Source organism: Blastococcus sp. CT_GayMR19, assembly GCF_004570385.1.
Classification (GTDB): Bacteria; Actinomycetota; Actinomycetes; order Mycobacteriales; family Geodermatophilaceae; genus Blastococcus_B.
This window is the reverse complement of record NZ_SPQL01000008.1, coordinates 156,063-167,790: the sequence shown is the minus strand read 5'-3', so window position 1 is coordinate 167,790 and position 11,728 is coordinate 156,063. Positions and strand designations below refer to the sequence as shown.

Annotated in this window: 13 protein-coding genes; 4 read left to right on the top strand and 9 right to left on the bottom strand. The window is 74.4% G+C overall.

Annotated elements, in window-relative coordinates:
- Positions 1–59 precede the first annotated feature (59 nt).
- Complete coding sequence (locus E4P39_RS13120; RefSeq protein ID WP_135137022.1) at positions 60–725, top strand: hemerythrin domain-containing protein; 666 nt, start codon at positions 60–62, stop codon at positions 723–725.
- Here the strand turns inward: E4P39_RS13120 and E4P39_RS13115 are convergent.
- The 3 genes from E4P39_RS13115 to E4P39_RS13105 all read right to left on the bottom strand — a co-directional run bounded on the left by E4P39_RS13115 (position 700) and on the right by E4P39_RS13105 (position 4,286).
- Positions 700–2,979, bottom strand: coding sequence for a helix-turn-helix domain-containing protein (locus E4P39_RS13115; protein ID WP_167761840.1), 2,280 nt, complete (start codon positions 2,977–2,979; stop codon positions 700–702). The two genes, E4P39_RS13120 and E4P39_RS13115, sit on opposite strands and share 26 nt — an antisense overlap.
- Positions 2,980–2,998: 19 nt before the next feature.
- Positions 2,999–3,745: a hemerythrin domain-containing protein gene (locus E4P39_RS13110; RefSeq protein WP_135137020.1), complete on the bottom strand. Its 747-nt coding sequence runs from the start codon at positions 3,743–3,745 to the stop codon at positions 2,999–3,001.
- A gap of 115 nt (positions 3,746–3,860) precedes the next feature.
- Entirely contained in the window at positions 3,861–4,286 is a 426-nt protein-coding gene (locus tag E4P39_RS13105; protein WP_135137019.1) for a DUF1810 domain-containing protein, read from the bottom strand.
- A 73-nt stretch (positions 4,287–4,359) separates the two neighbouring features.
- Between E4P39_RS13105 and E4P39_RS13100 the strand changes: the two genes are divergently transcribed.
- Entirely contained in the window at positions 4,360–4,944 is a 585-nt protein-coding gene (locus tag E4P39_RS13100) for a TIGR03086 family metal-binding protein (protein WP_135137018.1), read from the top strand.
- Here E4P39_RS13100 and E4P39_RS13095 read toward each other — a convergent pair.
- Positions 4,908–5,729, bottom strand: coding sequence for a DUF6308 family protein (locus tag E4P39_RS13095; protein ID WP_135137017.1), 822 nt, complete (start codon positions 5,727–5,729; stop codon positions 4,908–4,910). The two genes, E4P39_RS13100 and E4P39_RS13095, sit on opposite strands and share 37 nt — an antisense overlap.
- A gap of 78 nt (positions 5,730–5,807) precedes the next feature.
- Here E4P39_RS13095 and E4P39_RS13090 point away from each other — a divergent pair, with 78 nt between their 5' ends.
- A complete protein-coding gene (locus E4P39_RS13090; RefSeq protein WP_135137016.1) occupies positions 5,808–6,050 on the top strand; it encodes a hypothetical protein in 243 nt (80 codons plus the stop codon).
- Between the two features lie 7 nt (positions 6,051–6,057).
- Here the strand turns inward: E4P39_RS13090 and E4P39_RS13085 are convergent, their stop codons facing one another.
- The gene (locus E4P39_RS13085) at positions 6,058–6,894 is read right to left on the bottom strand and encodes a hypothetical protein (protein WP_135137015.1); all 837 of its coding nucleotides are present in this window, start codon (positions 6,892–6,894) and stop codon (positions 6,058–6,060) included.
- A gap of 296 nt (positions 6,895–7,190) precedes the next feature.
- Here E4P39_RS13085 and E4P39_RS13080 point away from each other — a divergent pair, with 296 nt between their 5' ends.
- Complete coding sequence (locus E4P39_RS13080; protein ID WP_135137014.1) at positions 7,191–8,582, top strand: DUF4407 domain-containing protein; 1,392 nt, start codon at positions 7,191–7,193, stop codon at positions 8,580–8,582.
- Positions 8,583–8,597: 15 nt separating this feature from the next.
- Here E4P39_RS13080 and E4P39_RS13075 read toward each other — a convergent pair whose 3' ends face one another.
- The 4 genes from E4P39_RS13075 to E4P39_RS13060 all read right to left on the bottom strand — a co-directional run bounded on the left by E4P39_RS13075 (position 8,598) and on the right by E4P39_RS13060 (position 11,644).
- Entirely contained in the window at positions 8,598–9,056 is a 459-nt protein-coding gene (locus E4P39_RS13075; RefSeq protein ID WP_167761839.1) for a tetratricopeptide repeat protein, read from the bottom strand.
- 108 nt (positions 9,057–9,164) lie between these two features.
- Positions 9,165–9,848, bottom strand: coding sequence for a hypothetical protein (locus tag E4P39_RS13070; protein ID WP_209306519.1), 684 nt, complete (start codon positions 9,846–9,848; stop codon positions 9,165–9,167).
- Positions 9,849–9,927: 79 nt separating this feature from the next.
- Entirely contained in the window at positions 9,928–10,596 is a 669-nt protein-coding gene (locus tag E4P39_RS13065; protein WP_135137012.1) for a type IV toxin-antitoxin system AbiEi family antitoxin, read from the bottom strand.
- A 112-nt stretch (positions 10,597–10,708) separates the two neighbouring features.
- Positions 10,709–11,644 (bottom strand): EamA family transporter, encoded by a 936-nt coding sequence (locus tag E4P39_RS13060; RefSeq protein WP_167761837.1) that lies wholly within the window; start codon positions 11,642–11,644, stop codon positions 10,709–10,711.
- Positions 11,645–11,728 lie beyond the last annotated feature (84 nt).

Genomic DNA, 11,728 nt, shown 5'->3' with positions numbered 1-11,728 from the left:
GGGGTGGCGTGGGTCTGCTGTGGGTGTAGCGGGACGGCGGCCGCCGACAGGGTCGAGCCATGACCCAGACCGCAAACACCCCGCTCACCGACGTGCACGACATGGTGGTCGTGCACCGCGCCTTCCGCCGCGAGTTCCGGCTGATCCCCGAGCTCGTCCGCGCCGTCCCCGCCGGCGACACCGCCCGCGCGGCCGTCCTCGCCGGGCACGCCCGGATGGTCCTCACCGGGCTGCACCTGCACCACACCGGCGAGGACGTCCTGCTCTGGCCGAAGCTGCTGGAGCGGTGCACGCCCGACGCCGCCCTCGTCCACCGCATGGAGGCCCAGCACGAGCGGGTCGACGCCGCGATCCAGAAGCTCGGCCCCGCGCTGACCCGCTGGGAGGCCGAGGCCCGCCCCGCCGTCACCGAGGAGGTGGGCGCCGGTTTCGACGAGCTGCGCACCGCCCTGCTCGAGCACCTCGACGACGAGGAGCGGGAGATCCTGCCGCTTGCCGCCCGCCACATCACGCAGGCCGAGTGGAACCAGCTCGGCGAGCACGGCCAGAAGGAGATGCGGATGAAGGACCTCCCGATCCTGTTCGGCGCGGTGTTCGAGGAGGCCACCCCCGAGGAGCGTGCCGAGATGCTCGGGGTCGTCCCGGCCCCGGTGCGCTTCCTGCTGCGGACGGTGTTCGCCCGCCGGTACGAGCGCTACATCAGGCGCGTGCGCGAGGGCCGCTGATCGTGCCGGCGAGCCGGGGGACGTCGTCCGGGCGCAACCCGCGCCCGCGTTCCCAGGCTCGCCGGAACGCGTCGTTCCCCAGCTCGGTGCGGACGGCGGCCAGCCACTGCCGCGCGAACTCCAGGTCGGGCGGGAAGGTCACCGCCACCGACCCCGCCTCCGCGGTGGCCGACCCGGCCGCGAACAGCTCCGCCGCGAGCTCGTGCTGCCCCCGCCGGGCGGCCACCACCGCGAGCCCCGGCACCGTGTAGACCAGCGTCCAGGTGGTGCCGACGTCGGCGGCCAGCGCAGCGGCCTCGGTCCACTGGTCGAGCGCGGTCTCCTCGTCGTCGGTGAGGAGGGCGAAGCTGGCCTGCACGTTGAGGACCGTCGCGAGGGTGAACGGGCCCCCCAGCTCCCGGGCCAGCGTCTCGGCCTCGGTGAGGGCGGCGATCGCCGCGGCGGGATCCCCGGCCTGGAAGAGCAGCTGGCTGCGGGCCAGGGCCGCGTGGGCGCGCACCCAGCCCGTACCGGACAGCGCGGCGACCTCAGCCAGCCCGGCTTCCGCCGTGGCGAGGTCGCCCAGGAACGCCGCGGCCGAGGCCGACAGCACGAGCGCCTGGGCGAGCACGTCGTCGTCCCCGATCGGCCGGGCGGCGTCGGCGGCGGCCGTCGCGGAGGTCAGCGTGCCGGGGACGTCGCCCGACGCGAACCGCAGCCCCGCCACGGTCAGGTGCAGCGCGGCCCGGTCGGCGAGGGCGTCGGCGTGGACGCGCGACATCCAGCCGAGGCCCTCGACGGCGTGGGCCCGCAGTGCCCAGTACAGCCAGGTGTCCGCGCCGAGCCGGGCCGCCGTCCCCGCGTCGCCGCGCTCGATCAGCCGGCGCAGCGCGGCGCTCAGGTTGTCGTGGTCGCGGTCCAGGCGCGCCAGCCACTCCGCCTGGTCGGCAGTCCGCAGCCCGTCCCGGGCCGCCGCGGCGAGAGCGGCGAAGAAGTCGGCGGCACGGTCGGCGAGCGCCGTGGCCTCGCCCGCCTCCTCGAGCCGGGACGCCGCGTACTGCCGGACCGGCTCGAGCATCCGGTACCGGTCGCCGTCCTCGGGGATGACCAGCGACTGCTCGACCAGGGCGGACAGCGCCGGAACGACGTCGGCGCCCTCGCCGGCCACCTGCTGCGCGGCGTCCAGGGAGAAGCCGCCGGCGAAGACCGACAGCCGGCGCAACAGGCGCTGCTCGTCCGCGGTCAGCAGCTCGTGGCTCCAGTCGAGGGTCGCCCGCACCGTGCGCTGGCGGGCGGGGAGGTCGCGGCTCAGCGGGGAGCTGATCGCGGAGTCGAGCCGGCCGAGCAGTGCCGCAGGGGACAGGAACCGCGCGTGCGCGGCGGCCAGCTCGAGGGCCAGGGGCAGCCCGTCGAGCCGGCGGCAGATCGCGGCGACGTCGGCGGCGGTCGCGGAGGTCAGGGCGACGGAACGGCCGGCGTCCCGGGCCCGGTCCAGGAAGACCTGCGCCGCGGCGGAGGACGCGACGGCCGCGGGATCGGACCCAGCCGGCAGCGACAGGGGCTCCAGCGGCCGGTCGCGCTCCCCGCGCACCCGAAGCGCCGCCCGGCTGGTGGCCAGCACGACCAGCCCGGGGCAGCGGGCGAGCAGCCCGGCCAGGTCGGCCGCCGCGTCGAGCACGTGCTCCACGTTGTCCAGCACGAGCAGCTGCCGGCGGCTGCCGAGGAACGAGGGGAGCGAGTCGACGAGTGGCGGAGCGAGCTGCGTCGCGCCGAGGGCCCGGGCCACCGTGGGCAGCACCAGCCTCGCCTCGGAGACCGGCGCCAGCTCGGCGAGGGCCACGCCGTCGGGGAAGTCGGCCGCCAGGGCGCGGGCCACGTCGAGGGCCAGGCTGGTCTTGCCCACGCCGCCGGGTCCCGTGAGCGTCAGCAGCCGGGTGGCGCCCGACCGCAGCAGCTCCACGACCTCGGCCCGCTCGGCTTCGCGCCCGATCAGCGGCGTGGCGGGAGCCGGGATCCGCGCAGTGGGGACGGCGGTGCGGGAGTCGCCGGCCCGTGCGGCGGCGGTGAGGGCGTCGCGCTCGCCGTCGTCCAGACCGAGGGCGTCGGCCAGCGCCCGCACCGTGTGCGGATAGGGACGCCGCCGTTCACCCCGCTCGAGGGCGCCGACCGCCTTCCCCGTGAGGCCCGCGCGGGTCGCCAGCTCCTCCTGGCTGAGGGCACCGCGCTCCCGGAACCGGCGGAGCAGCTCGGCGAACTCCGCGGGGCCCTCGCTCACCGGCGGAAGATAACGGACCTCAGGCGGCCGGCGGCGCCCCCCGCAGCCGGACGACGGCGGTGCGGAAATTGCGGCGGCCGACGACGCGCCAGGCGGTGCGGGCGGCGGGGGAGAGACCGGCGAGCAGGCGGGCCCGGTCGAGCGCGCAGGCGTCCTCGAGGGCGAGGCCCAGCACCAGCATCTGCTCGCGGCCCGACAGCGTGCTGACGGCCGCGCGGCGGACCGCCGTCCACTCGCCGTCCGGCAGGTACCGGGCGAGCAGCGGCAGCAGCTCCCTCTCCTCCGCGGCGGTGTGCGCGTCGACGGCGGCGGCGACGCGGGCGCAGGCGCGGACGAAGGCATCCCGGGCGGGGAGCGTCGTGGCCACGGCCCACTGACGCCCGACCGTGGACAGGTCGCGGAGGCCGTGGTCCAGCAGCGCGGCCCGGGTCGTCCAGTCGGCGACGACCACGCGGACGGCGTCCTGTTCCCAGGCGGGCACGGAGGCGAAGAGCGCCGGCCAGAGGTGCTCGCGCTCGGCGGCGTGGTGCTGGATCAGGACGCGGCCGATCAGGTCGGCGTGCCGGGTGAGCTCGGCGGTGCGCTGGGCGTCGTCCGCCGGGGCCCAGCTCGCGAGCTCCGCGAGCAGCCGGAACTCGCGGCGGACGGTCCGGTGCAGGACCTCCTGGTAGCCGACCGCGGCGGTCCGGCGGGGCAGCTTCTCCGTCGACATCCGGGGCATCGGGATGAGTGTCTTGGCGGAGCGGGGGAGGACCGCGGCGGTCATGGAGGCACCTCGGGGGCTCGGCGGAAGCGGACGGCTCACGCTAGGAAGAGGCGCGTCCCGCCCGACAGGTACAGATGTCCCGAGAATCCCGGGAATCCGTCCCGGCGACGGGCCGTCAGAGACGGCTCGTCGTCCCCTCGTCGAGGACGCCGTCGAAGTACTGGTCGAGCACCGCACGGAAGACCGGCTGGTCGGGTGCCGCCTGCGCGAACAGGGTCATGGACGACTGCAGCTTCTGGGCGTCCACCGGGCCGAACACGCGGACGGCGTCCGTCCCCTCCAGAGCGGTCAGCGCACGGGCGCACTCGACGAGCCGGTGGCCCAGCACCGGATGCGCCAGGTAGGCCCGGGCCTCCGCGAGGCCGGAGATCGCGTAGTGCTGGGCCATCGGGCTGCTGCCCAGGCCCTCCACCTGCGGGAAGACGAACCACATCCAGTGGCTGTGCTTGCGGCCGGCCTGCAGTTCGCGCAGCGCCTGGTCGTAGGTGCCGTCGCCGTCCTGCGCCGTGACGAAGCGGTGCAGGCCGAAGGGGTCGCTCACGCTCGCAGGTTGACGCCCTGGGTCATTGTCGGCAACCCGATGACTTCCCCGTCCGCCCGCAGTCTCAAGACACATGCAGACCAAGACTCCTGAGCTGGCCCCAGCCGCTGCCGAGGTCGCCCACGTGGTCGCCGGCGTCCGAGACGACCAGCTCGACGGTCCGACGCCGTGCGCCGGAACCTCGGTCGCCGGTCTGCTCGACCACCTCGTCGGCCTGACCCTGGCGTTCCGGATGGCCGCGGAGAAGACCCCGATGCAGGGCGCTCCGAGCGCCGACGCCGCCCAGCTGCCGGCCGACTGGCGGGAGCGGCTGCCGCAGCAGCTGGACGCTCAGGTCGCGGCGTGGGCGCAGCCGTCGGCGTCGGAGGGGACGGCGGAGGCCGGCGGAGTGGAGATGCCGGCACCGGTGATGGGCATCGTCGCCCTGAACGAGGTGCTGGTGCACGGCTGGGACCTCGCCGTCGCCACCGGCCAGCCTTACCGTCCCGATGCGGGCGCCGCGCAGCGATGCCTCGGGTTCGTCTCCGACTTCGAGAAGGAGGCCCCCGAGGCGCGCGACGGCATCTACGGACCCGTCGTGCCGGTGCCGGAGGACTCCCCGGTGTTCGACCGGCTGCTGGGTCAGACCGGCCGCGACCCGGGGTGGGCCTCCCGGTAGGTCCACCACTCGGCGCTGCGCCGGCCGAGCGCGACGGCGTGGGTCAACCGCAGGCCGCCGCTGAGCCACAGCAGGATGTCGTGCAGCCGCAGGACGGTCAGCGGGGGATCGCCGTCCAGCAGCTCGGCGGCACGCTCCTGCAGGAGCCCGAGCACCGCCTCGTTCGCCCGGACCTCCCGGCGGATCACCGCCTCCACACCGCTGTCGCCCTCCTGCACGTGCGGAAGGAGCTGTCGCCGGGTGCCGCGGCTCAGCAGCGGGAACAGCGAGGGACGGCGGTGGTGCAGGGCCGCGTTGACGTGCTGGGCCGAGACGGCCGGTGTGTCGGAGCAGCGCTCCCAGATGCGGCGGAGGCCGGCGCCGACCGTTCCGGGTTCGGCCAGCACGGAGAACTCGTCGTCCGGGAGCTCGGCAAACGGACGGCCGGCGGCGCGGTCGGTGGCGGCCTCCGCGAGGGGAGCGACGTCGTCCAGAGCCGCCCGCGTCGCCGCCCACGAGTCCGGATCCAGGCGGCCGTGCAGCCCCTCGGCGGGGAGGATGTCCGGCTCGCCGAGAGGCTCGGGAGAACCGGGGCGGCGGTCGAACCGCTCGTAGCCGAAGGCGGGGATCTCGACCCACCGGCCGGTGTGCGCGTTGGGTGCCCGGAAGTACAGCGGTCGCCGTCCCAGGGCGTACCCCAGGATGGCGGCCACCGCGGTGTCGAGGGGAAGCGGTTCGGGGCCGGCGCTCGGCAGGATGAGCTGGTCGTCGTCCACCGGCTCCCCCTCCCGATTCGGTGCGGCCATCGTCGCAGCTACCCCGCCGAGCGATATGCGCGCGAAACACCTATCGCTTTCAGTAGTGGAGTGACTACAGTGCGCGCCATGGAGGTCGAGGCCGTGGGCGCAGTGCCGTCCCCTCGGCGACCCGTCCAGCCGTTCGGCGTGACCGCCGAGCTGGCCGGGACGCGCACCAAGCTGCGCGAGGCGGCACCCCCGGACCGGTGGGACGCCGTCCAGGCGGAGGTGCACCGGCTGCAGTTCGAGCAGGGCATGTCGCCGCTGGCCGCGCTGCAGGCCGTCTACGCGAGGATCGCCTCCGGCTGGGTGCCGACCACCCCTCGCTGACCCCGGGTCAGGTGCGGGACGTCGGCGGCTGGTTCTTGGCCCAGAGCAGGAACTGCGTCGCCAGCTGCAGGTTGGGGATGTCGTTGCCGACCAGCGAGCGGAGCAGGTCGTTGCTCCAGGTGGCCAGGCGCCCGATCGTCCACGACGTCTTCGCGGCCGGGGGCAGGTCCAGGTCGAAGACCAGCTTGGCGATCTCCTTCTTGCCGTCCGCCGGGGCGGAGTACTTGAGAATCGGCAGCCACCGGTCGGGCTCGACGACGCAGAGCACCTTGGTCAGCAGCGGCTCCTTGTTGAACGAGGGGAAGCCGAGCCCCTTCTTGCCCTCGATCAGCTGGGTCAGCCGGTCCTCCAGGCGCAGGCTCTCGGGGCCGTAGAGCAGGTACTCGATCGACTCGCGGACCTTGTGCGCCGCCTTGTCCTGGCCCTGGGTCTTCCACGCGCGGTTGAGCCCGGACATGTTGCCGGGGGAGGCGATCGTGGCCGAGTTGGCGAAGTGCAGCAGGTCGTCGGCCGGCGCCGTCGACAGGTTCTCGCGGCTGAACAGCTCCTGGTAGCGCTTCCGGTAGTCCGCGACCTCCGGGTCGGGCTCGGGGCGGTTGAGCAGGAACTCGGACTCCAGGATCGCCACCCGCTCACGGATCTCGTGGCGGACGGCGGCGGCGGTCGGGAACTCGGCGTGCAGCGAGTCGATCGTCTGCACCGCCGGGCGGCCCGGGTCGCGGCGGGCCTCGCCGCGCAGCCACTCGGTGCCGCAGTCGTTGCAGTGGATCAGCAGCCGGCTGTCCGCCTGGGGCGTGCCGTTGATGTCCTCGCTGTTGCACTTGGGACAAGCGATCAGAGCCATGAAGTTCCCGTTCGTTCGGTGGGTCCGTGCACGAGCACCGGCCGGCCCAGTCGTGCCTCGGTGTCGTCGAGGCCGTTCGGGGAGGACGGCGAACCCTCGCCAGGGGTGCGTCGCCGTCGGTCAGCTGACTGGATCCTCCCACGCCGGGGCCGCCCGGCCGTCCCGCCCGGCTCACCCCGGAACGGCCGACGCGAGATCGGTCACGGCCGGAAGCGTCCCGTGATGCCGGGAAGGGTGCCGATAAGACCAGGGAAGGCGACGGTCACCGCGACCCCGTCGCCAGGGGGTGCACCGCATTGAAGTTCCGACGAGGGCGGATCGGCAACGGCCTGGCCGTGCTGGCCGGCGCGCGACCCGACGTGCTGGTGGCGGCGCCGGGTGCCCGCGCCAAGTTCGTGGCGCTGGGCGGTGTGCTGCTCAGCACGGGTGGGCTCGCCCTGGTCTCCATGGCGTTCGCGGTGCACATGGCCCTCGGTGTGTGGTGGCCGTTCGCGGTGCTGATCGGCCTGGGCTGGGGCTTCGTCGTCGTCAACCTCGACCGGATGCTGCTGGTCGGGATGGCCCACGACTCCTCGCTCAAGCGGAACCTGGTCCTCGCCGTCCCCCGGGTGGGGCTCGCCCTGATCCTCGGCGTGGTCATCGCGACGCCGCTGACGATGCAGGTGTTCTCGAAGGAGATCGACACCGAGATCGTGACGATGCAGTCCGAGTCGGCCGACGCCTATCGGGCCTCGCTGTCGGACGACGCGCGGTTCGCGCACCTCCCGGAGCTGGAGGAGCGGATCGCCCTGTCCGAGGCGGTGGTGGCCAGCGGCGGCCGTGCGGACGACGGCCTCGCCGTGGTGCGCGCCGAGGTGACGGCTCGCCAGGCCGCGCTGGACGCGGAGATCGGTACCGCGCGGGCGCTCGAGGCGAAGGCGCAGTGCGAGCTCGACGGGTCGTGCGGCACCGGCGACGCCGGGACGGGCCAGGCCTACGTGGAGGCCCGGGCCGCGGCCGACGCGCAGGCGGCGGTCGTGGTCTCGGCGCGCGCGGCCCTCGACGACGCCGTCGCTGCGGCGTCGGCGGCCGAGGGGCGCAGCGCCTCCCTGGCCGCCTCGTCGCTGGACACCGACCGGGCCGAGCTGACCCGGCTGACCGAGGAGCAGGACCGGCTGCAGGCGTCGTTCGACGCGTCGAACGAGGTCTCCGGCGGCCTGCTGATGCGGCTGGAGGCGCTGGACCGGCTCGGCGACCGGAACGGCACCCTGGCGGCGGCGCAGTTCATGCTCTCGCTGCTGTTCATGAGCGTGGAGATCCTGCCGGTGCTCATGAAGCTGCTGCTGAACTTCAGCCCGCCGACCGCCTACGACCGGCTCGCGGCGTTGCGCGACACCGGCGACGTGGAGATCGAGGAGCTCGCCCAGGAGTCGCGGAAGACGGTGGCGCGGGCGAAGGAAGAGCTGCTGGTGATGGCCGAGCGGGAGCGGATCGACCGGCAGAAGGAAGCGCTGCTGGCGCGGCGCCGGGCGGCGATCCTCAATCTCACCGCGCCGAAGGCCGAAGCCGCCGCCCCACCGGCTCCCTCGGAACCGTCGCGGCAGATGTGGGACACCGGCCCGATCCGGGAGCTGGCGCGCAACGCCGCCGTCCGGACCGTGCGGAGCGTCCGCCGCCGGCCGCAGGAGCGGGTGCCGGAACCCGTCTGAGGCCGGGCGGTGGTGTCAGGGGCCCGTCTCGTCCAGCTCGTCGGGCGGGAAGCCGAGCTCGTGCCGCACCAGCCGCCGGACGTTCAGCGAGATGATGACTGCGGAGTCGTCGTCCTCCTCGACGTCCAGCTCGAGCCTGTTCACGGCCATGGCGACCCAGCGCAGCGCCTGCTCGAGGTCGCCGGCGAGGTCGAAGTTCTCGGCCATCGCGGCGATGTCGACCAGTCGCGGTCGTGAGTGGCGGAGGTCGTCGGCGACCTGCCGCGCCTCGTCCGGCCGACCCGCCTGGAGCAGCGCCGCGTGCAGCGTGCACCGGGCGTCCGGCGTCGTCGTCCCTTCGGCGTCGAGCGCCCGGCGGTGCAGCGCGAGCGCCGCCTCGGTGTCACCCGCCTGATCGAGATGCCAGCCCGCCGCCGACAGCAGGTCGCCGGGGGTCACGTCGTCGGCCGGGTTCCGTTCCTGCGCCCACTCCACCAGCTGTGCCGCCGCCCGCCGGTGGGGCCTTCGGCGTCCGGGCGGAGGCTTCGACCCGCTCGACGTCGTCGAAGTCCAGCTCGTCGCGCATGCCGGCAACCGTAGGGATCAGGCGCACAGCAGGTCGAGGGCTGCCTGACCGTTCCGGCGGGCGTCCTCGGGGAGCGGCAGCCACGCCGGCGCGGTCGGATCCGCGAGGTGTCGGCGCAGGTGCAGCAGGCGCGACCGGTCGCTCCCGGATGGGGCCCGCTCCTCGAACGGGTCGACGCAGGCCAGCAGGACGGCGGCGTCGGTCAGGTGGCGGTCGCGGTCGCGGGCGTCGGCCCTGTGCGCTGCCGCTTTGAGGATCAGCGCACCGAAGGCGTCCGGCACGCTGACCGTGGTCGGTGCCGATCCGGTGATCCCCAGTTCCGCACGAACCGTCCGCCGGAGCGCCTGGGTCCCGCCCGCGACCTGCACGAGGTCGTATCCCCGGAACCGCTCGAGTGTGCTGGGCGGCGCGTGGTCGGCCGCGACCACGTCGACGACGGAGGGTTCGACGCCGGAGCCCACGAGGTCGACGACGGCCTGACCGCGGACGAACCGGTGCGCCGTGCCGGTGCGGGGATCGATGCTCGGAGCCAGCTCGTATCCCAGTTCCTCCAGACCACGGGCCACCTGCGCGGCGCGCCCTCGCCCGGTCTCGACGTGCAGCAGGACGTCGACGTCGTTGGTGGGTCGTACCACCGGGAGACCCGCGGCGACGCCGTGGAGCTGCACCATCAGTCCGCCGATCAACGTCCATGCGGCCACCGGTACGGCTGCGGCGAGCTCCGCGACGTCCGGCCACGGGCGGCCTCAGCCACCGGCCGGCGTCGGTGGCCGGAGGACCTCAGCCACGCAGTGCCCGCACGGCACGGTCGAGGATGCGCTGGCCGGCCGAGCGCTCACGGGGATCGGTCGAGCCGGCGAGGTCGAGGCCCGCGAGCACGTGCCGGCGGCCGCGCGCGACCTCGGCGACCACGTCCACCGGCATGTCCGTCGTCCGCAGGGTGACGTTGCCGGCCGGGTCGGCGCTCAGGCGGTAGCGCTGCACCAGACGCGGTAGTGCGGACGCGGCGACATATCCGTCGAGCCGGTCCATCGCTGCCGTCAGCCCGCCGACGCCCCGGGTGGCGCCGGACTCGACGATGTCCCGGGCCAGGCGGCCCACGGCCGACGGATGCGCGTGGAAGCGGTGGATCCCGGCCCTATTGCGGCTCCGCGCGGTGAGCTCGACCGCGCTGGTTCCGGCAATGGCGGTCTTCAGGCGGGACCGTTGCGCCTGGCCCAGCCACGTCGCCGCTTCGCCTTCCAGCAGTGCGATCGCGGCCCAGGCCGTCGGCTCCTCCCATGCGCGCAACCGGCTGCCCTCCCGCTGGGCCATCCACTGGGCGACGGACTCGGCGTCGATCCGGTCGGGGCCGATCGCAACCACGTCTCCACCGGCGACCAGTCGCTGGACGTGCCGGACCGATACGCCGAGCCGGTCGGCGGCCTGCTGGGTCGTCACGAGCGCCATACAGACAGTGTCGTCACAGCGACACTGTCCATCAAGTCGAATGTCGTCTCGGATCTGCTCCGGTTGGGGCTGCCGCAGTCCCGGGAGCTGATGCGGTGTCGCCGGGCCGCCGTCAGGGCGTCTCCTCGAGTACGCGCGGACGGGCCGGCACGGTGACGAGCAGGATCGCGGCCGCCACGGCGACGGCGCCGACCACCAGCCCGACGGAGAGCCGCTCGCCGAAGATCAGCACGCCGTAGACGGCGGCGAGGATGGGCACGGCGAAGATGTAGCTGCTCACCACGCCGGCGTCACCCCGCTCCAGCAGCGCGAACTGCAGCAGGTAGCCGATGGCCAGCGAGACCACCCCGGCGTAGAGGACCGACACGACCAGCGACCCGGTCCACCGCACCGGTTCGTCGGCGGTCGTCGCGAAGACGGCCAAGGGCACCGAGCCGTAGACGAACGCGAGCAGCAGCGCCGGCGGCAGGGGCACCGCGCGGGGCCCCGAGGTGACCGCCTTGACCACCACCGTGCCGACGGCGAAGCACACGGCCGAGCCCAGGAAGAGCAGGGCGGCCTGCCACACGCGCGGACCGGGGTCCGCGCCCGACAGCTCACCCAGGACGGCGAGCGCGATGCCCGCCCAGCCGACGAAGAGCCCGACGACCTGACGCGCACTCAGCCGCTCGTTCAGCGTCACGCGGGCGATCCCGGCCACGAGCAGCGGCTGCGCGTAGATGAGCACGACGCCGAAACCGATGCCCGAGAACTCCAGCCCCACCGTGGAGAGCATCAGGAAGCCGGCGACGAGCGTCGCGCCGAGCACCAGGCCGACCACGTGCACGCGGGGCCGGCGGAGCGCTCGGCCGAGCCCGGCCGCGTCCCGGATCAGCAGTGCCGCGAGCAGGACGGGAGCCGCGGCAAGGGCCCGCTGGGCGGCGAAGACCTCGGCCGGGGCGTCGCGCAGGGCCAGCTTGACGAAGATGAACGCCGAGCTCCAGACCAGGCAGAGCACCACGGCCAGCAGCGGAGTGGAGATGCGGGGTCGCACCCGGGCGTCGGCCACCCGGCCATCCAATCCCGAGGCCGTCGACCGACGTGGGCGGGGTCCGCGCTGCGCCCGGTGACCGGGGGAGCGCGGAACGTCGGC

Bases quoted from the DNA above. Each gene is read 5' to 3' on its own strand.
- E4P39_RS13120 (WP_135137022.1), top strand. From the start codon at position 60: ATGACCCAGACCGCAAACACCCCGCTCACCGACGTGCACGACATGGTG.
- E4P39_RS13110 (WP_135137020.1), bottom strand. From the start codon at position 3,745: ATGACCGCCGCGGTCCTCCCCCGCTCCGCCAAGACACTCATCCCGATG.
- E4P39_RS13100 (WP_135137018.1), top strand. From the start codon at position 4,360: ATGCAGACCAAGACTCCTGAGCTGGCCCCAGCCGCTGCCGAGGTCGCC.
- E4P39_RS13095 (WP_135137017.1), bottom strand. From the start codon at position 5,729: ATGGCCGCACCGAATCGGGAGGGGGAGCCGGTGGACGACGACCAGCTC.
- E4P39_RS13090 (WP_135137016.1), top strand. From the start codon at position 5,808: ATGGAGGTCGAGGCCGTGGGCGCAGTGCCGTCCCCTCGGCGACCCGTC.
- E4P39_RS13085 (WP_135137015.1), bottom strand. From the start codon at position 6,894: ATGGCTCTGATCGCTTGTCCCAAGTGCAACAGCGAGGACATCAACGGC.
- E4P39_RS13065 (WP_135137012.1), bottom strand. From the start codon at position 10,596: ATGGCGCTCGTGACGACCCAGCAGGCCGCCGACCGGCTCGGCGTATCG.